Here is a 26,130-nt window from a genome sequence, read left to right as displayed (position 1 = left end):
GACGTTCTATCCAATTGGAGTAGAACGTCTATTTTATGTTTATTTTCATTAGTTATGCAGTTATGTTTATGTTTCAGCCTTTGAGAGTAAAATAAGTATCTATATTCCTTGTGTTAGGGATGATTTTAAAAATATTTTATTTATTCCATCCCTATTTGAGTTTTACTTACTGCTAACTTTTGACCATCTTTTTCAATGAAACTAACGGTGAAATTAGCTCCTGTGCCACCTTTTGCATTTTTACTCCAACTAGCAGTATACGTTTTTATATTTTTACTTGTAGAATCAGATTTGATGTCAGGTTCGCCATATTTAGCAACTAGATCCTCGTATTTATCTCCGCCTTCACCAGTTACAGGATCACCAGTTTTAATAGTATCCACATCGGCAACCGTTATCTTCTTTTTATCGTCCTTTTTCGTTTCTTGTTTTTGGTCTTGTTTTGCTTCTTTCTTAGCCTCTTGTTTTGGTTCATCTTTCTTTTCTGTAGAAGCTTTGTTTGACGAATCATCACAAGCAACTAGACTCATCGCTAAAGCACTTCCTAATGCAATGGTACTCAACTTTTTGAACATGTTTAATTCCTCCATTTTGAAAATTGTAAAATTCCACAGATGATTATACCAAATTAAGGTAAATGGTGATGTCGTATTTTGTCGAGATAAAAAAAACAATAACGCAAGTTCTACCGTTCACTCTAATTGGTAACGAATCGTTATTTGAAGTGTATTGGAAATGCTACTGTATATCGTTTTTTCTAAATGTTACAATAGAGAAAAAGGAGGTTTTCACATGGGAGATGTAATCGGTGATGTATTAGGAGGACTCTTTATGTCCATCCCTTCAAAAAGGGAAAAAGTCATTCGTAAAAATTTTAAGCTTTTGGAAAAAGAAGTGTGGTTTAAAGAAATAGAGCATAGACATGGTAGGTTAATGGTTTTTAACCATTCTATTAGAGATTTTGTAGCAAATGAGAACCTAGAGGATATCTTAAAGGATGTTGAGAAAACTCATACATTTCTTCATGAATTAGAAAAACTACTGCAGCAAGAAAAGATTTAATTGACGTAGTAGTGAAGGAATGTTTTATCCGTAAAGGATACTTCAAGCGTAGAAGTCTAAGGATATAGGTTTAGATGAAACAAGAAATCAATTATATGAAAAATTGCTTTATTGATTGATATATTCAGCTCTTGGAGAATTATTTCTTGTTTAGTGGATAGAATGATTCAATTTGCATGAACATCGTCAAATAGAGCAAATCAAAAAGGGAAAATTGTTTTGTGAAGTTGGAGGTGAAAATCATTGTCTATTTTTTGAGCCATTTAAAATAGCGTCAAGTTCTTACGTAATATATTAGAAGCTTGGTACTGATCCATACAAAGAAAAGACACCAAAGGCGCCTTTCTCCGTATGGAACCATCTTAAGTTTAATGTTAAGGATAAGATTCCTAACCAAAATGATTGTTGCAATTTAATATATTTTGAATACATGGATGTGTGCATTTCTATGACAAATAGATTATGCACTATCATGCAAGTTAGTATTTTATTGGTAATCATTTTCATCTGAGTTACTATTATAACTAGAATTATAAGAAGGACTATCATACCTAGAGGAATCTTCATTTTTGTAACTAGAAGTGCTGTTATAATTGGAGTTACTATATGAACTTTCAGAACTTGAACTATTAGAAGAGCTATAATAGCTAGGGGAACTGTAGTCGTCATAATAGTCGTTAAAATCATCTTCACCATCCAAATCAGAATTTACAACTTTATTTGTATTTGCTTTCTTTCCAACTGATTGAACTCTATAAAACGTATTCCTTTTTTTATTTTGTTTTCTTTTTCCATTTCCTTTAGATTGCAACGAAGGTGTATACGTTATAGGTATTACCCTAGATAATCCCCTTACAAATAATCGAACAATACATACTAAAATCCACATGCAAATAATAAATACAAAGACATAAAGTGCAATGTTGTAAATCATATTGTTTATTGTATTTATCATTGCACTCTTTGAAATATTAAACATAAAATCAATCACCGCCATTTTTCTATAAGTTTTATATTAAAAACGTAATATCAATCTAAATGGAATTATAAAACATTTTTCCATTTTTTATATAAAAATATGAATTTGTTACCGCGGATTAGAATTAAGAAAAAGACACCCTGAGGTGCCTTTCAATGACCTTAGTATCATTTTTTAGTGTGAAAAGGCAAATTGTATACAGTTTGAAACTCTCGCTGGATTATTTCATTTGTATATAAATTATTTTAAACTTTTTCTCATTTTCATGCATTTGAAATTTAATAGTGAGGGATACCGCTACATGCCCATCAACTGAAGAAAAATAAATGTCCCAAAAATTATAAAAGGAACAAATTAATTTACTCCTTTTTTACTTGAATTCCACATGAAATTTAGTATCAATGATTCCAAAAGCAACTTTACAGGGAAATTATGAAGAATAAATTTATTTTAAGTTTTTTCTTTGGATCTGTATTAATTGTTGGGGCATTGTTTACACCTAGAGATATTTTTGCAGAGACATTAGAAAAGAAGGATAGTGTAAATCAAAAAATAACCCAGGAAGTATCGCCTAAAACAGATACAAATATAGCAGAAAATCATGAATTTAGGGTAGATAAATTAAACGATACAGATTTCAACGTTATGATGAAAAATAAGAAAACAGGAGAAGATATTCTACTAGATTCATTTAAAAATATGAAGGGTTCCTATGCTGCACCAGGATTAAAAAACATGGAATTTCACCCCTTAAAGTGGTTAAGCAATGAGGAGTATGAATATGTGTTTACGTATGCAAGGGCTTATTATTCTCACGCTCCAACTATATATATTGTTAACTTAAAAACGAATCAAGTTACGCCCTTTTATTTATACGGATCGAAATGGAATGGGACTGACTTTGAACATTCTATAAAATTCACAAATTCAGATGCGCCCGTCAATGATTTTAGAGGACAAAGTATGTTTCTCACAAAATACTTCGATGACTTTATAGCGGGAAGAAATATACAAAGATTTGATGATGAGATTCTATTCCGAATGAGTGATAATTTGGGTGCATCAAATGAACGATACCGACAATCTTATTATGTAAAACTAGATTTTAAACATTTAAAAGCGACTCACTATTCTAGTAGAATGCCCCTTGATGGGTCTAGTTTTTCAAATCGATTGCCGACGCATTTAAGCCATTATATGGATGCAGAAGGAAACTATGTGTTGGTACAAGATGATAAACTAAATAAGCATATTGAACCAGAAGCGAAAAAAATTAGAGCGACTGGTGAATGGGTTAGGATTACAGATGCAGAAAAAGAAGCAATAAAAAATACACCAGAGTGGAAGAAGTGCATAAGCTCTTTCAATTCTTATGCGCCACCTATGGGAAATTGGACTTTCAATCCTAGCGTACTGATGTTGAAAGAACAAAAAGTACCGGAGGTCGCGGCCAGTGTAGTAAGATGAGGCTGAGGTACATTTAAACTATTGATATTGGACAAAATGAAAGATTAGTACTATATTGTGGTACAATAATAAAAAAGCGCGTGGGTAAGTAAAAAAACCGTAGAAATAAATTGTTTCTACGGTTTTTATTGTGTTAATTCGATGTTCTTTCGTAGTGTACTTCAAGAGGTATAATGCTATTGGACTGCCCAAAAATCAGAATCTTTAATATGTTATATACTATCTGTAGAATTCTAAGAAAGTATGACATTTTATTATTTGTGAAAGAGCATAAATTTTTCGCAAGTGAACTTACTAGTATTAGTTTTCTGAATCGAATCTTTTTATAAAAAAATAGTAGCAAATTCCATTTAATCTTATTTATTTTATTGGAATTATGAGTTATATTAAAAGTAGGTGCAAAAATGCACTATTTGAAAAAGAGTGCAAGGCAAAGAGGAATCCGTAAAGGGTTCCTTTTTGTTTTTTTTAAATGAAGCAACGTTCTAATTATCTCTTTCTTTTATTGTATGAGTAAATGAACTTTGGTTTTATAAACATAAAAAGTGTTTTTGGGAAATTGCCATATTCCTGTAACAAAATGAAGTTATGTTAAGTGTGTTAAATATAAAGAGAAAGAAGGAAAAGTCGTGAAAAAAATTTTGCCGATTGTTGCGTTATTAGGCATGATGAGTTTTGGAGTACAGGAAATGAATGTAAGAGCTGATACCTTTCATAAGAGCGATTCAAAAATTAGTTTTTGGGATTCGAAAAGAAAGGGTACTAATTTCATGAATAGTACTTCATTACCTGAAAACTATAAAAGTGCAAAAGAAGCTAATATTGAATATGTTCGTTTAGCACCTGATAAATGGGCGAAAGATAAAGATTTTCTATTTGAAGATAAACCAGATACTTCTGGAAAGGATTTTCTGATAGGTAATGCAGATAACTATCAGGGATTAGTAAAGGAAGATCTAGAAAAATTAAAGGCGGATTTAGATGCCGCACAATCACAAGGAATGAAAGTTGTTCTTACAATGTTATCCTTACCTGGTAATCGATGGCGCCAATTTAATAATAATAAGAATGACGACAGAATATGGGAAGAAGAAAAGTATCAAGAACAAGCAAGTCAATTTTGGAAGGACCTCGCTCTGGAACTAAAAGATCACCCCGCGGTGGTTGGTTATAATATTATAAATGAACCACATCCAGAAACAGATAAAAATAATAGATATAATGATTTTTGGACAGAAGATTACGAGAAATGGTATGCAAAAGTAGAGGGAACGACAGCAGATTTAAACAGATTCTATCAAAAGGTGATTAATTCCATACGTGAAGTAGACCGAGAAACACCGGTTATTTTAGATTCGGGTTTATATGCTACTCCATGGGCCTTTAAATATTTAAAACCAGTAAATGATAAAAAAACACTATACGCATTTCATATGTATGAACCATATGAATTAACGAGCCAAGGTGAAAAACAAAACAAGGAATATCAATATCCAGGATTAGTAAAAGTAGGAGATTTAGAGAAACCTGTAATGTGGAATAAACAAGGATTAGAGAAATTTTTGAAGCCAATCCAACAATGGTCTAAGAAAAACCATGTACCATCTAATCGAATTATTGCAGAGGAGTTTGGAATTAACCGTACTGTTCCAGGTGCTACCCAATACATGCAAGATCTTATTTCTATCTTTAACCAAAAAGGATGGCATAAATCATTCTATGCATTCCGTGAAGACACATGGACAGGGATGAATTATGAATTGGGAACAGGAAAAATAAAATGGGATGAAGAGGGTAAACCGATGCGTCAAGATAATTCACTCTGGGATGTAATAAAAAAAGATTTACAAACGAGTAAATAGTTTAGAATATTAGGTCTAAGGACTAAATGTAAGCATCTAATTCAAATAGAATTAGATGCTTTTTATTTCGAAAAGAGGTGGAGTTGAATTAAAGATTCCATCTTTTCTTTTGCATAAAGAGTACCAATCAGGTTTATTTACAACGAAAAATAAGATTTTTAGAGAATAGCTTAGAAAAAAATTGTGGAGGTTCAAACAAATGTGGTCACAATTGTTTAAACCTTTAAAGTAAAAAAGTTTTATGAATTTTTCGTGAGATCCCAACCTTTAAATGTTGTAATTTATTTACTTATTTCTCCAATTGGATATATTTCTCTAATTGGATGGAAGTTTAGAATACAGAATCAAAACATAATAGGCTGTTATCGATGAGTTTATCGTAAAGTTGTTATTTAATGTGTCATCAAATAACATTTATATACAATAATACATAAAGAAAAGGAGATATTTATGAAAAAATATAGAGTAATAGACACAACTTAAATAGTATGAATAGTTTAGATTGTAAAAACATGAAGAAGAAAACAAAAAAACTTAAGAGTACTAAGGAAAAATGAGGGAGATAATATGGGGAATAATTCAAAACATAAAACTAGAAAAATACTTGCGGCTACTGCTACAGTAACTATGCTTGCGACTGGAATGATTTCTTCATCGGATGTCTTTGCGGAGCAAAAGGAGCAGCAAAAAAATTTATCGACATCACTGCAAAATGAAAAGTCAGTTAAATCAGAAAATAGAACATTTACAGTCCCAGGAAAAGGGGATGTTGAGGTACTGAAACAACAGGAAAGAAAAAGTATGGCATTTAGTCCATATGAACCAACTGGTTTATATGCAAAGCCAAATGAACAAATAACGATTAATGTAGAAGGTAATCAAGATATTCAGGTATATATTGGAACGTATTCGTATGATGCTTCTTGGAGAGAAGATTCTAAGATAAAATCATTTACATTAAAACCTGGTATAAACACAATCCAATCTCCAAATGGAGGGATGATTTATTTTTATAATAAACAACAAGGTGGTACCATTCGAACAACAATCACAACAGGTGGAACGACTACGCCTTTCTTTGAACTAGGAAAGCATACGAAACAAGATTTAATAAACATGCTGGACCAATATCCTAATGCACATGCAGTGGAGTTAAAAGGAGAACGTGTATTAATTACGGCCAGCCCTGCACGTGTTAAGAAATATTTGTTGGGTTCTAATACAGATCCTGTACAACTCTTAAAAAAGATGGATGAAGCTACTCGAATTCAAGACAAAGTAGCTGGATTATCTGAAGAACAAGTAGATAAACATTATGTTCATTACGTAGAAGAAAATCATTCTCCTGATTATTATATGTATGCAACTTCTTATCGAACAGCATATGTAGGAGATGCAATCCAATACGTGTTAGATATTAATAAATTTATAACAGATGGCTGGGGCCCTTGGCATGAGTCAGGACATTTGAGACAACAATCGCCCTGGAAGTTTTATAATATGACAGAAGTACAAAATAATATATACAGCCTTACTGTAGAAAAAGCATTTAATCAACCATCCAACTTAGAGAAAAGTGGAATTTATCCAAAAGCATTTCAATATCTAGAACAAGTGAATAAAAATTATGATGAAATTAGCGATGTTTTTGTAAAACTTGTTATGCTTTGGCAACTACAGTTAGCGTATGGAGAGGATTTCTATCCTAAATTGCATCAATTGTATAGAGACATGCCTTCAAGTGAACTTCCACAAACTGATGAAAATAAAAAACAATTATTTATGATTTCAGCATCAAAAGTAGCCAAACAAAATTTGATTCCTTTCTTTGAGAAGTGGGGATTACGTCCAAATAACGATACCATTCAAAAAGTAGCTGCATTAGGATATCCAATTTTAACAGCAGAGATTTGGAAGGGGACGGATTCTAATCCAATTAAACCCGATATGCCTAATGTAAATAATATTTTAGAAGGAAACCAGTTTGCATGGTCGCTGAAAGGGATTGGAGATTTTGAATTCGCAAAAGTAAATTTAAATAAATCAACAGAAGAAATGCAAATTGATCTAAAAGCAGGTGTACCACATAACTACTTTGATAGTATATATGCAAGTATTAAAGTGCAAAACACATCAGGTAAAGTAGTATATAACAAGGAGTTTTATGGGAATAAACAGCAAAATGCTGAAACACAAAAAGTTTCAGTAAAGACCGGCGATTTTATTGAGCTTACACATTTAGAAGGCGGAGAGAGGGCAACATTAATAAATTTAGATAATAATAAACGTGAAAGCCTTGATAAAAAAGTAATGTATGAAGTTACAAAGGATGGCCTGAAAAAAGTAAATCAAATTGTTAATCCGAAACCAGATACAGAAGCTCCCACACAGCCACAAGGATTATATGCAAGCAACCTTACTTCTAACAGTGTAGAGCTAAAATGGAATCCTTCTACAGATAATATAGGTGTAAAAGAATATCAGGTATTACGTGATGGACAATTGATTCAAACCGTACAAGGAACGACATTTATTGATCAAAACTTAACAGCTAATAAGGAATATAAATATGCAGTGAAGGCTGTAGATGCAGCTGGAAATACATCTATTCAAAGTGAAATCCTTCCGGTAAAAACCAAAGATCAAAATGTACCTTATGAAAAATGGGATCCAAAGAAAGCATATACAAAGGGCGATAAAGTAGAACATCAAGGGACAGTGTATGAAGCGGTTCAAAATCATCAAGGAAATGGTGACCCGAATTGGATATTTGCGTTATCTTTATGGAAACAACTTACAATAAAATAACATGTAAGAATCACATGTGAAGATAGAACAACTTGAACTACTCACCACTTAACGCCCTTACGGATTTTTTGAAGTGGGAGATTCCTGCGAACACCGGTGTATCCACCGGTTATCTTAGCAGGCTCTACCCGTAGTCTCTACGGTGAGAACATAAGTATCTTGTACGTTAACGCACCACACTCCCTACTTTAGCTTGGTTCTCGCAACTTCGGCAAGCATGGGGCGATAGAACGTTGAAGATTTTACGGTTGCAACGTTTTTCTGCAACCAACCTCATATCTTCAGTTTTCGAAGAGCAATCTGTACAAGTAAATGATAACAAACATGTTGGCTTATGCCAACCGACATTAATCTCCCACCTAAAATTGGTGTTTCACATCTTCACATTTTTGAGGAAGGAGTCTTCTGTCGGAAAACGATAAAAATTAGAAAAGGATGTAGATTAGTGATTAGTCAGAAAACGAAGAAAAGATTTAATAAAGTTATTATAATGACCGCAGCATGTAGCATGTTTTCTATGTTTGGAACGTCTATTTTGCACACTAAAGCTGCAACACATTCAGCTGCTCCAGCAGTTTATGTGAGTCCCAAAAATATACCTGCCTCAGATATTATTAGTATAGACTGGTCACCAGTTCAGACACCACCTTATACGTACTGGGCTGTACACAACTGGAATGCAGGTGGTGAAGCTGGAGGATATGCTGGTTTTCAACAACAAAGTGGGTTTGATGAAAATGGAAAACGTACTTTACATTTTGCCTTATGGGATCCAATTTCCTCTAAAGAAGCAATAAAGGCCGAATACTTATCTCCGAATTCGCAAGCTGGACCCTTTGGAGGAGAAGGAACAGGAATGAAGGTTCAAACAACTTATGGTTGGAAAGACTACAATTGGTACACAATGACAATGCGTTCATGGCAAGAAAATGGTCATACTAAATTTGGACAATGGATGAAAGATGTAACAAAGAATAAATGGCATCAAATTGCAATTATGGACTTTCCGGTTGCTAATGTTGCATTTAATCATGGATTAGGAATGTTTCAAGAAGACTGGGCTGATAGTGGACAGAATGTTCGAGAAGCGCGCCTGAAAAATGGTTACAGCCGAAAATTAGTTGATAAACAATGGAGTTCTTGGAATAATCAAAGTATTTCCGGAACGCATGATAATACTTATCAATATGATGGAGGATCTACTTCAGAATATGTATGGGTCAAAGCAGGAGGTAATACGCAGTCTACTATTGGGTCAGGAAAAATATTCACGCTAAATCAACCTACTCAACCTGAAATAGGAAAACTAGATTTTGATATCCAATCTATATATTATGAAAATGAAAAATTAAATGTATCTTGGAAACTAAAAGAAAATAGTACACCGCAATTTAAGGGGAAAATTGAAATTTATAACAATGAAAATATGACGGGCCAACCTATTAACGTAATTAATGATATTAAATCTTATCAAAATGGAATCAGTCAATCTATATCATTACCAACAAATGCTTATGCAAAAATTGTATTAACGGATATATTTGATCAAACTGTTGAGAAAAAGGTACAAATCAAAAATGAATCTCCATACATTTTTGAAGGTAATGAATTTGCATGGTCGCTGAAAGGGATTGGAGATTTTGAATTTGCGAAAGTAAATTTAAATAAATCAACAGAAGAAATGCAAATTGATCTAAAAGCAGGTGTACCACATGACTACTTTGATAGTACATATGCAAGTATTAAAGTGCAAAACACATCAGGTAAAGTGGTCTATAACAAAGAGATTTATGGAAACAAACAGCAAAATGCTGAATCGCAAAAAGTTCCAGTCAAAGTAGGCGATTATATAGAGTTAACACATCTAGAAGGTGTACATAGAGCTACTCTTACAAATGTAGATAATAGTAAACAAGAGAGCTTTGGAAAAAAAGCCATATACGAAGTTACAAAGGAAGGCCTGAAGAAAGTAGAAAAAATGCCAGAAGCAACAATTTTAGAAGGAAACAAGTTTGCCTGGTCATTAAAAGGATATAGTGATAGAGAAATTGCAAAAGTAGATTATGATAAAACGGTAGAAAAGATGAAGGTAAAACTAGAAGCAGGTGTACCACATTCCTATTTTGCTAGTACGTATGCGAGTATTAAGGTCCAGAATTCTTCTGGTAACGTTCTGTACAATAAGGAAATCGTGGGAAATAAACAACAAAATGCTGAAAGCCAAACTGTGCCCGTCAAGGTAGGGGATTACATTGAATTTACCCATATAGAAGGAGAATCAACAAAGGAAAAAATGCGAGCAACTTTAATTAACCTTGAAAATAACAAAAATGAAACCATTGGAAAAACAGCAAGATATCAAGTTACAAAAGAAGGCTTGAAGAAAGTAGAGAAAATGCCAGAAACAACGGTTTTAGATGGAAATCAATTCGCTTGGTCACTAAAGGGATATAATGATCGAGAAATCGCGAAAATAGAATATAACAAAGCAACAGAAAAAATGCAGCTTAAATTAGAAGCGGGTATACCCCATTCTTATTTTACTAATACGTATGCAAGCATTAAAGTCCAGAATTTATCCGGTAATATTTTGTACAATAAAGAAATTATAGGAAATAGACAACAAGATGCTGAGAGCCAAACCGTTTCAGTCAAAGTAGGAGATTGTATTGAGTTTACTCATATAGAGGGAGAAGCACAAAAGGAAAAGACACGCGCCACACTTACTAATCTTGAGAATAGTAAACAGGAGTATATGGGAAAGAAAAGAATATATCAGGTTACCTCTATGGGATTATTAATAAAGTCATAGATTTCACTACAAAAGTTAAATTATAGATTTATATATTATATAAAAATCTTAACCATTATACGCATTAAAAAATTCTCAAGAGAATATAGATTGGCGGGTATAGTATGAACATATTCAAAGGGTTTCTAATTTCATCAATTGCAATGACCACATGTGTAGGAACAGATCTAATCCTACAAAATGATAGTATTCATAATAAAGTTTACGCTGAATCTTATAATGTCACATACAAAGAAAGAGATTCACAGGAAGAAAGATTAATTGTAAAGTTTAAAAATCAAATTGACTTACCTTATGAAGATGGTATTGAGAAACGAATAAAAAATGGGGATTATGATAACAATTTAAAGAGGTTATTTTCCGAAAATACAGAACTTACTTTGAATCGTCTGTTCTCATCTGTAAATCCGATAGAGATTGAAAAATTATCAGTACAATCTAAATCAGTTGCTAATGAATCAGCTAATAATTTATTAAATTATTATATTGTACAAGCTCCTAATAACATAGAAATAGAATTATTACTAAAAAAATTTGAAACATCTCCTCTTGTAGAGGAGGCTTATATACAAGAAAAACAAATTTTGACACCCCCTGAAATACAGTTACCAAATTTATCTGTTAATCCGTACGATGATCCTAGATTTAAAAATCAAGGATATCTTGAAGCGGCACCAAAGGGAATTAATGCCTCGCATGCTTGGAGCATTAAAGGTGGTGACGGGAAGGATACAACTTTTGTGGATATGGAATATGGATGGTTATTGAACCATGAGGATTTAGTTAATAAAAATATTAAGCTTATGTCGGGACAAAATATAAGCCAGCATAGAGCTCATGGTACTTCTGTATTAGGAATTGTTTCATCTGAAGATAATCAAATTGGAAATATTGGAATTGCACCAAAAGCAAATGTAAAAGTAATATCCCAGATTAGGGATAATGGAATTTATAATACAGCGGATGCTATTTTAAGTGCTGTACATAATTTACAAGCGGGAGATATTCTTTTATTAGAGGCACAAGCTTCGTATGATGGGTATGGGGATAAATATTTACCTGTAGAAGTACATCCAGATATTTTTGATGCAATTCGTGTTGGTGCAGATAAAGGGATTATTATTATAGAAGCTGGCGCAAATGGTTCAAACGACTTAGATAATTTTAAAGATCGTAATGGAAAAAAAATCTTAAATCGAAATAGTCCAGACTTCAAGGATTCAGGTGCTATTATGGTTGGGGCGGGATCATCAACTGTTCCACATAAACGTTTATGGTTTTCAAATTATGGAAGTCGATTAGATGTATATGGATGGGGAGAAAATGTTGATACAACATCAGCAAATCCAAGTCAAAATACTACAAATTTATATACATCAACATTTAGTGGAACATCAAGTGCTTCACCAATTATTGCTGGAGCAGCAACTTCGATTCAAGGTATTGCTAAAGAGCATCGAGGTTCTCCTTATACACCAGCCGAATTAAGAACTATCTTAAGTAATCCGAATACAGGAACAAAATCTCAAGATCCGTGGAATGATAGAATAGGTGTTTTACCTGATCTAAAATCTATATTAGATAACTTAGGTTTTAATTCAGATATCCCGAACTCTTCTAGTATTTTAGAAGGAAACCAGTTTGCATGGTCACTAAAAGGAATTAGTGATTTCGAGTTTGCAAAAATTAATTTCAATAAGTCAACAGAAGAAATGCAAATCGACTTAAAAGCAGGCGTACCGCATCATTATTTTAATGAAACGTATGCGAGTATTAAAGTACAAAATGCATCAGGAAAAGTAGTATACAATAAAGACATTTATGGAAACAAACAACAAAATGCTGAATCGCAAAGAGTTCCAGTCAAAGTAGGAGACTATATTGAATTAACACATCTAGAAGGTGTACATAGAGCTACTCTTACAAATGTAGGTAATAGTAAACAAGAAAGCTTTGGAAAAAAAGCAATATACCAAGTTACAAAGGAAGGTCTGAAGAAAGCAGAAAAAATGCCCGAAGCAACAATTTTAGATGGAAATCAATTTGCATGGTCACTAAAAGGAATTAGTGATTTCGAGTTTGCAAAAGTTAATTTTAATAAGTCGACAGAAGAAATGCAAATCGACTTAAAAGCAGGCGTACCGCATCATTATTTTAATGAAACGTATGCGAGTATTAAAGTACAAAATGCAACAGGGAAAGTAGTATACAAGAAAGACATTTATGGAAACAAACAACAAAATGCTGAATCGCAAAAAGTTCCAGTTAAAGTAGGGGATTATATTGAGTTGACACACCTAGAAGGTGTGCATAGAGCTACTTTAATAAATGTAGACAGCAGTAAACAAGAAAGCTTTGGAAAAAAAGTCATGTACGAAGTTACAAAAGAAGGCTTGAAGAAAGTAGAAAAAATGCCAGAAACAACGGTTTTAGATGGAAATCATTTTGGGTGGTCTTTAAAAGGATATAGTGATAGAGAAATCGCAAAAGTTGATTATAATAGGACAACAGAGAAAATGCAGGTGAATTTAGAAGCAGGCGTACCACATTCTTACTTTAATAATACGTATGCAAGTATTACAGTAAAGAATTCAACCGGTAGTGTTGTGTATAATAAGGAAATAGTGGGAAATAGACAACAAACTGCTGAAATCCAAACGGTGCCCGTAAAAGTGGGAGATTACATTGAGTTTACCCATATAGAAGGGGAAGCAGTAAAGGAAAAGACACGCGCTACACTTATTAACCTTGAGAATAATAAACAAGAATATATAGGCAAAAAAAGAATCTATCAAGTTACTTCAACGGGATTAAACAAAATAGATTAACATGAAGAACCTTCTCATTATTAGTTAGATGCAAATAGTCGTTCATTATGAACGGCTATTTGGCTATTATTTAAAGAAAAGTGAAATGAAAATACTCTCTCTTTTGTATATACTCTCCTTGCCATCAACTGCTACATTTGTTTATCAGGGGGGGAAATTTAAAAAATGTGCTTGAGAATTGATAAATGTTTAAGTGCTATAGATTTGAGAAAAAAGAAACAGAATAGTAAGGTATTTATTGATAAACCCTCCCTTCCATTACAATATTTTACATATTTGGTATGATGTATATGAGTTCTATGTATATTAAGGGAGGAATGAGAATGAAGGGGTTCATAACATGTGCAAGTGGTAATACAATCTCAAAAAAGTTAGTTTTAATGATGTTGCCGATGGTTTTAATGATATTGATGATTACACCATCGAATGATGTATCGGCAGCCAATCTATCAAAAGCAGGTTCACTAAAAGGCGTGAATTTATTTAATGGAAGTTGGACAGTTGCTATACAGGCAGCAAATTTACAATATGTTTCTGCTGAGCCTTTGGGAAATGTAATAGCAAATCGTAATGCAGTTAATGAATGGGAGAAATTTGAATTAATTCCGACTGGGGAATTATATACGTACGCTTTAAAAGCTAAAAGTAATGGGAAGTATGTTTCGTTTGAGCCAAATGGTAGAGTAGTAGCAGATCGTACATCAATTGGGGCATGGGAAAAATTTATCTTATATAATGGTGGGGATAATAGGATATATGTATTACAAGCACTAAGTAATGGTAGATATTTATCAGCAAATGGTGGTAGAGAATTAACAGCTACTAGTTATGTAGCTGGGAGCTGGGAAAGATTTGTTATTGTATACTTCTAAACTTTGAAGTGTTATATATCTAAATAATAATGGCATGTTTAGTTTGTATAAATGCCTAATACAAGAAAGTGTTAAGTAATTAATACAAGTGTATATTAACGTGTAAAAGGGCTGCAAGTAATTAGCAGTCCTTTTTGCATGTTAAATAAGGACTTATTGAGGTTATAATGAAAAGAAAAAGAACCCTATAGGGTTCTTTTTCAAGGCATATTAACAGTAAGGAGAATCATGAAATGCTACTTCAAATCTTTATTAGGGGAAAGATTTTGAATAAGCTTAACATACATCTATTTTTACATAAATGTAATATATAGTAAATTGATAATATTTATACTTACTATTAATAATATTCAATTAATATAGTTAACACTATGTATATAGTGTTAACTGGCATTTAGTACAGTATACATTTAGAAATTTAATATTAGATTTTATTTGTTAAAAAAGCCAATAGATATATTATTTCAAATTCTAACTAACATTTAAATGGTTTTAATTGAAATTGGTTGCGTATTAAATCTTATAAGCCAATAAAAGTAAATAAAATAAACAAAGACCCTGTAAAAATACAGGGTTAAGTGAACGCATAGTTTCTTAGTATCATAATAGCATAAATTCTTTGTATAGCTACATGAGGATTTTGACAGAATTAAGAACAAGATAGAAAATCTGTAAGAAAGCAAATATAGTGCTGGAAATGTGATTTTAAATTAAACTATAGCCATATTGAAATAGGTGAAAACTCTTGAATACCTTGATTAAATTGCTTCTAAATATGATGTTTAGATTAGAGGGATAATTGGATCTTACTGAAGAGGAAAATATTTTTTAGATTAAAAGAAGAAAAGACATCTTTTGGGTGTCTTTTCTTTAGGTAAACAGTTCACATATTGCTGAATTAGATACGAAACCATAATTCGACTACGAAGTAAATCTTAACATAATCTTAACTGAAAAAATATTTAATATTACATTTTTAGTTTTTAATTGTTTTATTGAATATAGAGCAGCAACGTAATTAAATTATTGCCTTTTAAAAGAACGGAAAGAGTTTTTTCGAGTTAGTACCTTTTACATGATAAATATTGAAGAGGGAAATTCCACTTAGAAATACTTTTAAGCAGAAAAATAGACTAGTCTATTTTAATTTCTAATGGTCCCAGTATCTTTTATTTTGACATATGTCTTTACATTTATTTTAGCCTCTGCTAACGCTTGCGACCAATCTCCTTTTACTTTTTTCCACTCTTTATATTGAAAAGCTCTAGCATATAGGGATAATCCGATTGGATCAATTTTATTCTGCTGTATTTCATCCAACATATTTTGTAATTCCTTATTAATTTCTTTTTCGATAGCGTTTTCTAAATTATTTATATTTTTTTTATTATCATAATGCTCCTTAATTAAATTCGCATTGGTTTTTTCTATTAAAGCTACATTAGCATTTATTTGGAGATTAAATACAAACTTTCCGTTTTTAAAATTAACATCTATCTTCCTTTTCGCATTCTGTACGAAGATAGAAGTGTTTGTTTTTTTGTTGGACTTTTTAGGAGGAAGCGCAAGGTGTAGTATCATCCGGCCTGTATTTTTTGACTTATTTATAAGATTGAAGAACTTAACATCTTTTTTAGGGATACGAGTTAAATATTTTCCTTGTCGATCTAAAAGTGCAATTCCTATCGTGTCAATTTCATTCTTTGTTTTTTTGATAACTGGAACAATTTGTGTCATTCCTTCTTCATTTTGTTCTCTCGTTAATTGTTGAATCGTAGAAGAAACGGATTGATTATTTTGGATGGAGGATTCAATTACACTACTTATATAAGATGGTAGTGATGGTTTATCTGGCTTATTAATTGTAAAAATTTCTTCTACAGGTCCATCTACAAGTACTACTTTAGCATTAATGGTAGCGTAAGGATCACGGTAAGAAGAATCAAGTTCCTGCAACCAATTTGATTCTCGCGCCAATTTTTTCCCAATTAAAATGATTTCAGCTTTGGAGGCTGTCATATAGCCCGTTAACTTTGTATCTATCTTACTGAAGCCATTATATACAGTTGATGCCTGGGTCCATTGCTCTATAGTACTTTGTTGCTGTTTATGATGAAAGAGTGGGATGCTTGTGCCAACTTTTATGTCTCCATTAGGGGCTCTATCCAAGCCAATTAATAGGATTAATGAAACCTTCTCAAGAGGAATTCTCTGACTACAACCAATTAAACATATACAACAAATTACAATCCATATCCATTTTCGAATCAAAGTTGTTTCCTCCTAGTAACCCAAGCAAAAAGAATGCTGTAAGCGAAAAATAAGATTGGTAATAGAATAAAGAAAATGATATTTAAGATATCCATAAGAGAATATATAAATAAATATTGATCCACATTGGGATTTAGAAAAATAAATAAGCCGACTATTAATACCATAAAACCAACCAGCGCCCAATTGCGAGCGTTTTTTTGAAGTGAAATGGTCACAGACTCAAAACTGAAAAATAAATATGGATATATTGTAGTGGAAAATACAATTAAATAGTAAGCGATATATATAATTTCTAATCGTTCTATGAAAGAAAAACGAACTCCTTTTAACAGATGAAATACTGGCCAAATTACGTCTTTTATCCCCTCTGGACTAAAGTATATATAAGAAAGAATAGTCACATATAGATAGAAAAACATGGTTCCAGTATTCGCAATTAGTAGTCCCTTTATAGCTTTTTGTTTTTTTTGTAAGAACGGATATATATAATATGCAATTTCTAAGCCGGCATAAGGGGTAATGGTTTCTTTCGTTGCCTTTACAATAGGGTATAAGCCATCTTTAAAAATAGGTAGTAGGTGTAAAGGAGCATACATACTCTTTAATGAAAAAAGAAGAAATAGTGGCATCCAAGTAGTGAAGAAGAAAACAAGCATAGAATAACTAGTAAGGGCCCTTAACCCACTCAGGGCTAAAATAATAAAAGGCAATAGTAATAATATGGCGATTTGATAAGCTGGAGTGGAAGGGAATATCCACACTTTTACAATATCAGTTGCCTTTAATAAAGTATTAAACCCAGCAAAAAATAGATAAAAGGCGTATAAAAGAAAAAGAATTGTCCCTATCCATTTACCAAAGTATGTTTTTAAGATTTGTGAGAAATTTTTGTCAGGATTTTTTTGTAACATTAATATAATAAGTACGCCGATTATAGAAGTAACAATCCATCCAAGAATGATTGAAATCCAGCCATCTGTGCCAGCAGTATTAGCAAGTGGGCTTGGCATAATTAACATACCTGAGGCTAGTTGCAGTGAATGAATGAAAACAATAAATTCAAATAAGGTTATGTTTTGGAATTTAAGATTCCCCATGCGAACTACCTTCTTTTTTCTTTTTTTGTTTCGGCTGCCCTGTACTCGAGCGGGTGGTAATCATAGAAATAGGAAATCTTACAAATGAATCTTTTAGCTCTTGGAGACGAAATGGTGCGATTGGCAATCCGTATGGTGAACCATAGGAAGTTAGCGAAACAAAATGAGCAAATAAGAGCATTAATCCACTAACAATACCTACAATGCCATAAAAATATGCCAATAACATCATTGGAAAACGAATAAGGCGTATAGAACTTGATAAATCGTAATTAGAAACAATAAATGATGCAATGGCAGTAATAGATACGATAATAACCATAACGTTACTCACAAGACCAGCCTGAACAGCCGCCTGCCCAATTACAATCCCTCCAACAATTCCAATTGTTTGTCCTATTGGCTGTGGTAAGCGAATACCAGCTTCACGTAGCATTTCTAGTGTGATTTCCATTATAAAAGCTTCCAGTAAGGGAGAGAAAGGGACTTTGACTCTTGACGTTGCAATAGAAGTGTATAAATCTAAAGGAATGATTTCAAAGTGAAAAGAGACGATAGCAATATAAATTGCGGGTAAAAAAATCGCTATAATAAATCCTGCAAATCGTAATAAACGAAAAAATGATGCAATGAGCCAATGTATATTATAGTCATCTGGAGTCTGAAAAAATCCAATTAAATTCATTGGGACAATCATCGCGCCAGGAGATCTATCAACTAATACTGCTATTTTTCCATCAAGTATATGATTTGAAATGGCGTCCGGACGTTCGCTTAAATAAGCCTGTGGAAAAGGAGTCCAATTTTGATCTTTTGTATAATTAGATAGTTCTCCAATGCCCAATACCGCATCCGTTTTAATATTACAGATTCTAGTTTCTATTTCTTGGACTACATCTGCGTTTGCTACATCACCTAAGTAAATTAAATAGACTGAAGAAGTGGCTCGTTCTCCAATCGTCAGCTTTTTGATTTTTAACTCTGTAGAAGGAATATATCGACGAATTAGGCCTATATTTTTTGTGGCATTCTCAATGAAACCATCATGTGAGCCTTTAATAGTAACTTCTGAAATCGGTTCTTGAATGGATCTCTCTGCCCAGCCTTTTGTATTTATTAGAAGTGACCGCTTTTCTCCCTCCATAAACAGTACACATTGACCCTCAAGTAATCCTTCTTTAATTTCATTCCATGTATATACTATTTTGGTATGAGTAGCAATAATATTAGAATTAAATATTTGACTGTCTTCATTTACGTTTTGTAATAATGGTGTAACAACATTGCTTTTTAATGCGACACCATCTGTAAGGCCTTCAAAATAATATAATAAAATATTCGTTTTTGTTTTTAATTGCAAAGGATGTTCAATCAAATCTGCACTAATATCAAAGATATCATCTAGTGTATGTTTAAGTTGTTTTAAGTTACTTGTTTGGATCTTTTCAATGGATTTATCTGTCTTAGTTTCTAAGGTCTCTTCATTTAAGGACAAAATTGACACCTCTTTAATATATAACGATTAGTTGTAGTTATTATTTTTATATGATTGAATTTTATTCACTAATTTAAAAAAAATTGGAGCTAAGACTTCATAAAATTTGATGTGCTATATTATTAATTCAATAATTGAGAGCAAAAAATAGAGGTAATTTGTGTGGAAATCTAAGTATCAAGATAAGAATTGAAATTTGAATGATTATAATAAAAAAGAACCCTTGATAGGCTCTTTTTCATAGTTGGTAAATATGTTATCAACAATAGATGGCGATTAAGGTATTAATGTAGATGCCTTTAAGTTAATCAGCTGAATTTTGTAGGAAGAATTCTTTTTTTCATACCTTAACACTCAATGAAAAAGGATATTTCATTTATTTGGGTGTTCTAGTGTATTTGAATTTTGCGCACTAATAAATTTTGTTTAGGGACAAAATGCATTTTCTGAATTAACAGAAAAATATATGCGCAAAATTCCTATTAATTATTTTCGTAGGTATCAAATATTGCTTTGGCCTTATTTTCTTGAGATTACCGTACGTTTATATGTTTCTAAGGGAAAGAAATACTTTCATTTTTATGACCATCTATTGTTTGATTAAGATGGTAACACGAAATAGAAGCGTTTACAACCAGAAAATAAAGAAAAAATATTAAAATTAGACTTTTTTCGACAATTATTTTATGTTTATATTTCATTTGATTATAGGAAAAGGCGGGGGAAAGCGGACCTTTTCCTATAAAATGTTTTGTTGGAATTAGAAATGACTAAAAAAGTAATATTAGCTTAAAATTAAAATGAAATTCAATGAATATGAGCTCAAAGTCATGAAATTCAATGATAAGGATATAATTGAATTTTTAAACCTCATGTGTATTGAAAGTATGGTCAAATCTTAATCCACGTTGCGTTTCTTCCTTTTGTAACTAGCTTAATATGGCCAAACACTTGCAAGGAATTTAAAGCCTTACTGATTGTACTTTCTGCAATGTCTGGATAAGTGTTACGAATACTTTCCTTAGTAAAAGGTTGTTTTTGTTTAAGTATAAAATCCTGAATTCTCTCAACTTTAGTATGTTTACATATAGAATCTAGAACTGTGTTATGAAGATCTTTGTAAGCCTCTAATATAATTGTTAAAAACGTTTTTAACCAAAAACTATTATTATGTTCCTCGCAGTACCAATTCACGGAAGATTTATAAATCGAATTGTAATAATCAGATTCGTTTTTCTTAATATATTTATCCAAACATACATATTTTACAAATGTATGTCCACTCTTAATTAACAGCAATTGCATTAACATAAATGCCAGCCTGTTATTACCTTGATTGAAAGGGACTATGCAATAAAAATTTAATATAAAACGAGCTATTAATAAAAGTGAATGTAGCCCCTTACTAGTATTTAATGAGTTGTATTGATCACATAATTGCTCCATAAACTGTGGGATAAGTTCATGCGGAAGAATGCGGTAACTATTCAAGTGCATTCCATGTTCTGGAACTCCTGGAATAATAAAAGGTTTTTCACGCCATTTGGCACTGTCAGAGGTAATGTAATGTATTAGTTGAAAATGTAATTCCTGTATAGTTGCTGGATTAATTAATAAAGTACAGGAGTTTTTATGTATAAAAGAAAGTGTTTGATAATAGCAAAAAATAGCATCTTCAGAAATATTTTGAGGTACTATATCATCTAAAATAAGTTCTTTTAATCTTTTATTAGGAACTTTTATATCCTCATAAATAGTTGTGAAATTTTTTATGTAATGTAGTGGTATAGTTTTTTCTAAACTATTAAATATGTCAGGGTTTTGTTCCTGATAAGCAGCTAATTTTCCTTTGAATTCGCTAATTTCACTTATTAAATTTATTAACCTCCTTTTTAATTCAATATTTTTGTACTTATCATCAAAAAAGTCTCTCATTTTTGTTCCTCCTGTAACCCCTTAACACGTTGTTGCATATATCTTTCCATTCTAAAGGTATGCCACGACATTATTGTGAAATAAAAACATTTTAGGTCTGATTTTGAATATATATATCAGAATCTATATTTTTATTTAACAATTAAAATATAGAAATTATAAAGAAGAATCGTTAGGATTCAATTTTAATAGGCATAATCCTAACATCAAATGCACAAATGTACAATAAAAAAATAAAAAAAATAAAAAAATAAAACTATCGACTCTTTTGAAATATTATCTAAAAGAGTTTTAAGAAATTGTAGGTATAGATGTGCCTTAGTTTAGGAGTAAATAATAAAGTGGTAATAGAGTTTTCATAGGTAATTAAAAAGTATATAGACTATTAATTTGTGACAATTACGTGCCTAATCTATCATATGCTTTTATGAGAATTCTAAAATTAAATCCTAACGAGCTGAATTTTCTATATTTAGCATCAATATTAGAAGAGGCGTGCTGATGAAATGTATCATTTTATATAGAAATATGTAACGTTTCACACTCGTATTGTAAAATATTTTGACATACGTTAATTTAAATATTAGGTACAGGAACATTTAATAAAAACTCAGTACTAAAGTACCCTTTAAACGTTTTATCCTAAGAACGTTTCTCAAGCACACTGAAGTTTACCCTTTGTTTCTGTGCCTTATTAGATAAAAATAACATAATAAATTTTTAGAATATGATAATGAAAAATGGCTTTTCCTTAAACATTAACAATCTCTTGATGATCTGTTTAAAGTAAGGAAATGCAGGGTAGACAATGGTATTAATAAAGAAAATACAGTTAAGCTAGATACCTTAAGTTATTTTATAAGTAATTAAGCGTTAGATTGAATTAGTAAGAATATTATATGTGTTTGCTAAATGGCTTGTTTTAATTGGTCTGTTACTATTAATTTATGAATTTTAACATTTAGAAGCTAGTCAACATATAGGTTATATTAGTTATGTGGGTTTTAACTTCAAGTGTATATGTTTAAGGTTAAAGGATTTGTGAGAGGTATAAAAGAAGTGAAAGTCTGGAAGAAACGGATATAATCGGTTTCTTCCAGACTTCTTTTGCTTTTTTGTAATATAAAAAATTTATTTTTCCTACATGATTTAACTATCCGTTTTAATATTTGAATTTTTTGTGAAATAAAATGAGGTTTTTATTCTTCTTTAAATACATAATGTTACAAAATAGCGTAATTGTATTTACTTTATTTTTATAGGAGATTAAAAATAATAATAAATGTACCAATTTAGGAGAGATATTAATATATTAATTGGTGATTTGTTTGTTTATCCCTATATTGCTATTATATTAGCGATAACAATAATATATTGGGGGGACAAGAATGAATTTGAAATTAACATCTAAATTGGAAAGATTAAGAAAAAGTAAAAAAGGAATTGGTGCTTGTGTTTTAGCTGCAGGGGTAACGGCTATTACTATGATTCCTCAAAGTGCTTATGCACATGGATTTGTTGAAAAGCCAAGTAGCCGTGCTGCTTTATGTAGTCAGGATTATGGGGCATTAAATTTAAATTGTGGAAATGTAATGTATGAACCTCAAAGTCTAGAAGCACCTAAAGGGTTTCCAGATGGTGGACCGATTGATGGTAAAATCGCTTCGGCAGGAGGACTATTTGGAGGAACTCTTGACCAACAAACAACAAATCGTTGGTTCAAAAATACAATTAAGGGTGGAGCAAATACATTTACATGGAAATATACAGCAGCACATCCTACAAGTAAATGGCATTATTACATTACAAAAAAGGGATGGGATCCTAATAAACCATTAACACGTGCTGAATTAGAACCAATTGGAACTGTTAAACATGACGGTTCGGCCGCATCAAATAATTTAACACATACAATTAATGTACCAACTGATCGTAATGGTTATCATGTTATTTTAGCTGTATGGGATGTATCAGATACGTCAAATGCGTTTTATAATGTAATTGATGTAAATTTAGTAAATAATGAGTCTCCTGATACAGTAGCTCCAAGTCAACCAACTGAATTAAATGCCTCTAAAGTTTCTGCCAATAGTGTTGAAATAACATGGAAGGCCTCTACTGATAATATAGGTGTAAAAGAATATCAAGTGTTACGTAATGGCGAAGTAATTGATACGGTACCAGGTACAACTTTTATTGATAAAAAACTAAAAGCAGATACGGAATATACCTATACAATAAAGGCATTAGACTCTGCTGGAAACATATCAAAAGAAAGTGAAAAACTAAAGGTTAAGACAACACATGCAATCCCAGATATAGAGGCTCCAACTCAACCAAAAGGATTACATAGTATGGGTACAACAGCGACAACTGTTGATTTGATGTGGAGTCCGTCTGAAGATAATGTAGGTGTTGACCATTATATTGTATATAGAGAAAGCGCTGGGGTTATGAATAAAATTGGGACAGCGGCAAATACATCCTTTATGGATAAAGATTTGAAGGCTAATACATCGTATAAATATGTAGTGACGGCGGTTGATTTAGCTGGAAATGAATCTAGTAGAAGTGATGTTTTGAATGTAACAACAAAGTCAGAGGATTCCACATATGAAAAATGGGATGCAAGAAAAGCATATACTAAAGGCGATAGAGTAGTACATGAGGGAAAAGTGTATGAAGCAGTTCAAAATCATCAAGGAAATGGCGACTCAAATTGGATTTTTGCCTTATCGCTTTGGAAGCCAGTTTTGAATAAGTGACAGGTGGGAAAAGGTAGTTAACATTTTTGGGTTTTCTTTTGAAAATTAAGGGCTGTTCCAAATATGAATTATTTTATGATTTAAATGATAAATCAATAAGATTTAAACCCCATCCTAATGTTTACGAAATGAAATTAAAAAAGAATCCCAATGGAATTTCATTGGGATTCTTTTTTTCTAATTTGTAATAGCGTATATTTTCACTGTGAATTTGTTAGTGGCACCCATTGGACTTGCAATATAGTATTTAGTATTTGTGTAAGCTTCAGTCCTAGATCCATGTGAAATGTTTTTCCAACGAGTAGAATCTATTCCTAGGGAGACATCAATCATTACATTGAAAGCGATAGTAGAAGAATAATCTTTTTCTGAAGGCTCAATAGCCCATTTTAATTCTTTGGTACCTACAGGTAAACTATCAATTTTAAAGTTTTGACTGGATCGATTTTGTTGCCCGGATAAAGGACTAGATTCAGATGATATTTGCGAAATTAATATTTCTTTTTCATTAGAATGTATACCATTTAATTTAATGATACTATCAATTAAACCTGGACCAGGAAAATCAGCTGCGATGATACCAGAATGTTTAATTACGCCTTGTTGTAAGATTTCGGTCCCAAGTGTATTCATTCCCCCATAGTATACTTGTCCGTTTCTATCGCGAGGGAAATCACTCCATGCATTTGTGGAATTCGTTTGAATCAATTTAGGACTACTATCAGTATTTCTGCTCTCTTTTCCGCTTGCAATAAACCAAGGATATACATTATTTAAAAATGCCGCTGCGCCCCCCGTACCACTAAAATGGTTGAGATAAATTTTTCCATTATTAAAGTTAGTATTTGCATTTTGTAGATGGGTTTTTATCGCAATCCATTTTGCATATATTTCGTCTGGTCCGCCACCAATTTCAAATTTATCTTGTATATTCAAACCTTCGTAATCAATACCGTACAATTGAGTGGATGTAAAGTTTTGTAAGATTACAATTTTTCCGCGGGTATCTCCTAAAGTAGGATTATTTCTATCTGAAGTTGGTACGGAGTTAGGGTTCCAAAAATATGAAGCATTAACGTTTTTATATTTTAAAAATATCTCCTCAAATGATAAAGATCCACTCTCAGGAGTAGTTTCTTCTTTTAGGCGCATTAATATTGTTTCTGTTGGATGATCTTTTAAAAATTGAATTGTCTCTTTTAATACATCTTCAAACACAGCTTTTTGATTTACAATGCCATGATACATTGCAAAAGAATCTTTTACACGTTTAACACGCATATCTACATATCGGATTCCAGAATTTAATTGTTGGGATAGACTCATAGTTTGATTTCTTGTCAAATTTTCATCAAGAAAGCTTGCTCCATGTAAAGCCATTGTACCGTGAGTCCCTGGAATAGATATTTCACTTAATTTTGTAGAATCTTCTATTTTCGACATCCACGCTGGATTTTGATATCCTATATTGGATTCATAGGAATAACCTGAATGACTATCAGCTAAAATAGTAGATGATGTACTTAAACTTGCTAGTGTAATACAAGTGAGGATGCTAATTTTAATGAAATTTCTCATTTTTATTTTCTTCATTTTATCTCTCCTGACCTTTAAACAATAGCTAGATGATTTTTTCCTATATTTATTGTTTTTCATTCTTAAGATAATAAATTTTTGTATTTAAAAATAATTAAAAATAGGGGGAGTAAGTTATTTGAGACTTTAATAATTTGTTTTAATGAATTGTACCTAATAGCTAAACGTATTCTTGAAAAATCGAAGTATAACCTCCAAAAAATAACTGTTTATCGTATTGTATACAAACAAAACAGAAGTCCTAAAAAAGACTTCTATTTTGTGACATATAATGAATG

15 protein-coding genes are annotated in these 26,130 nt (G+C 31.8%); 8 read left to right on the top strand and 7 right to left on the bottom strand.

The features are described from left to right. Positions 1-140 precede the first annotated feature (140 nt). Positions 141-575: a hypothetical protein gene (locus tag JDS98_RS06790; protein WP_000473786.1), complete on the bottom strand. Its 435-nt coding sequence runs from the start codon at positions 573-575 to the stop codon at positions 141-143. A gap of 217 nt (positions 576-792) precedes the next feature. Here JDS98_RS06790 and JDS98_RS06785 point away from each other — a divergent pair, with 217 nt between their 5' ends. Next, positions 793-1,062 (top strand): hypothetical protein, encoded by a 270-nt coding sequence (locus JDS98_RS06785; RefSeq protein ID WP_000503055.1) that lies wholly within the window; start codon positions 793-795, stop codon positions 1,060-1,062. A gap of 487 nt (positions 1,063-1,549) precedes the next feature. Here the strand turns inward: JDS98_RS06785 and JDS98_RS06780 are convergent, their stop codons facing one another. Continuing rightward, a complete protein-coding gene (locus JDS98_RS06780; protein ID WP_199633681.1) occupies positions 1,550-2,041 on the bottom strand; it encodes a hypothetical protein in 492 nt (163 codons plus the stop codon). A 432-nt stretch (positions 2,042-2,473) separates the two neighbouring features. Here JDS98_RS06780 and JDS98_RS06775 point away from each other — a divergent pair, with 432 nt between their 5' ends. The 6 genes from JDS98_RS06775 (at position 2,474) to JDS98_RS06750 (ending at position 14,690) form a co-directional block, all read left to right on the top strand. Further along, positions 2,474-3,508, top strand: a complete 1,035-nt coding sequence (locus JDS98_RS06775) for a hypothetical protein (protein WP_199633680.1) — start codon at positions 2,474-2,476, stop codon at positions 3,506-3,508. 629 nt (positions 3,509-4,137) lie between these two features. Beyond that, positions 4,138-5,370 (top strand): glycoside hydrolase family 5 protein, encoded by a 1,233-nt coding sequence (locus JDS98_RS06770; protein WP_199633679.1) that lies wholly within the window; start codon positions 4,138-4,140, stop codon positions 5,368-5,370. 567 nt (positions 5,371-5,937) lie between these two features. Continuing rightward, positions 5,938-8,178 carry a M60 family metallopeptidase gene (locus tag JDS98_RS06765; RefSeq protein WP_199633678.1) on the top strand — a complete coding sequence of 747 codons (2,241 nt, stop codon included), beginning with the start codon at positions 5,938-5,940 and terminating at the stop codon, positions 8,176-8,178. A gap of 445 nt (positions 8,179-8,623) precedes the next feature. Next, positions 8,624-10,990, top strand: a complete 2,367-nt coding sequence (locus JDS98_RS06760; RefSeq protein ID WP_199633677.1) for a putative mucin/carbohydrate-binding domain-containing protein — start codon at positions 8,624-8,626, stop codon at positions 10,988-10,990. A 104-nt stretch (positions 10,991-11,094) separates the two neighbouring features. After that, positions 11,095-13,818, top strand: coding sequence for a putative mucin/carbohydrate-binding domain-containing protein (locus JDS98_RS06755; RefSeq protein WP_199633676.1), 2,724 nt, complete (start codon positions 11,095-11,097; stop codon positions 13,816-13,818). Positions 13,819-14,141: 323 nt separating this feature from the next. Next, positions 14,142-14,690 carry a fascin domain-containing protein gene (locus tag JDS98_RS06750; protein ID WP_098911254.1) on the top strand — a complete coding sequence of 183 codons (549 nt, stop codon included), beginning with the start codon at positions 14,142-14,144 and terminating at the stop codon, positions 14,688-14,690. Between the two features lie 1,143 nt (positions 14,691-15,833). Here JDS98_RS06750 and JDS98_RS06745 read toward each other — a convergent pair. The 4 genes from JDS98_RS06745 to JDS98_RS06730 form a co-directional block, all read right to left on the bottom strand. Further along, positions 15,834-16,961 carry a Ger(x)C family spore germination protein gene (locus tag JDS98_RS06745; protein ID WP_199633675.1) on the bottom strand — a complete coding sequence of 376 codons (1,128 nt, stop codon included), beginning with the start codon at positions 16,959-16,961 and terminating at the stop codon, positions 15,834-15,836. Further along, positions 16,958-18,061, bottom strand: coding sequence for a GerAB/ArcD/ProY family transporter (locus JDS98_RS06740; protein ID WP_199633674.1), 1,104 nt, complete (start codon positions 18,059-18,061; stop codon positions 16,958-16,960). Before JDS98_RS06740 ends, JDS98_RS06745 begins: the two co-directional genes overlap by 4 nt. Then, positions 18,048-19,556 carry a spore germination protein gene (locus tag JDS98_RS06735; RefSeq protein WP_199633673.1) on the bottom strand — a complete coding sequence of 503 codons (1,509 nt, stop codon included), beginning with the start codon at positions 19,554-19,556 and terminating at the stop codon, positions 18,048-18,050. The genes JDS98_RS06740 and JDS98_RS06735 overlap by 14 nt, the downstream gene beginning before the upstream one ends. Positions 19,557-20,447: 891 nt before the next feature. Continuing rightward, positions 20,448-21,491, bottom strand: a complete 1,044-nt coding sequence (locus JDS98_RS06730) for a Fic family protein (protein ID WP_016130658.1) — start codon at positions 21,489-21,491, stop codon at positions 20,448-20,450. A 1,388-nt stretch (positions 21,492-22,879) separates the two neighbouring features. Between JDS98_RS06730 and JDS98_RS06725 the strand changes: the two genes are divergently transcribed. Further along, the gene (locus JDS98_RS06725; RefSeq protein WP_097957428.1) at positions 22,880-24,256 is read left to right on the top strand and encodes a lytic polysaccharide monooxygenase; all 1,377 of its coding nucleotides are present in this window, start codon (positions 22,880-22,882) and stop codon (positions 24,254-24,256) included. Positions 24,257-24,433: 177 nt separating this feature from the next. Here JDS98_RS06725 and JDS98_RS06720 read toward each other — a convergent pair whose 3' ends face one another. After that, the gene (locus tag JDS98_RS06720) at positions 24,434-25,849 is read right to left on the bottom strand and encodes a phosphatidylinositol-specific phospholipase C (protein WP_199633672.1); all 1,416 of its coding nucleotides are present in this window, start codon (positions 25,847-25,849) and stop codon (positions 24,434-24,436) included. Between the last annotated feature and the right edge of the window lie 281 nt (positions 25,850-26,130).

The organism is Bacillus cereus group sp. N11, from assembly GCF_016483605.1.
Classification (GTDB): domain Bacteria; phylum Bacillota; class Bacilli; order Bacillales; family Bacillaceae_G; genus Bacillus_A; species Bacillus_A toyonensis.
Note: the sequence above shows the minus strand (reverse complement) of the source record. Positions and strands in the feature narration are given on the sequence as shown.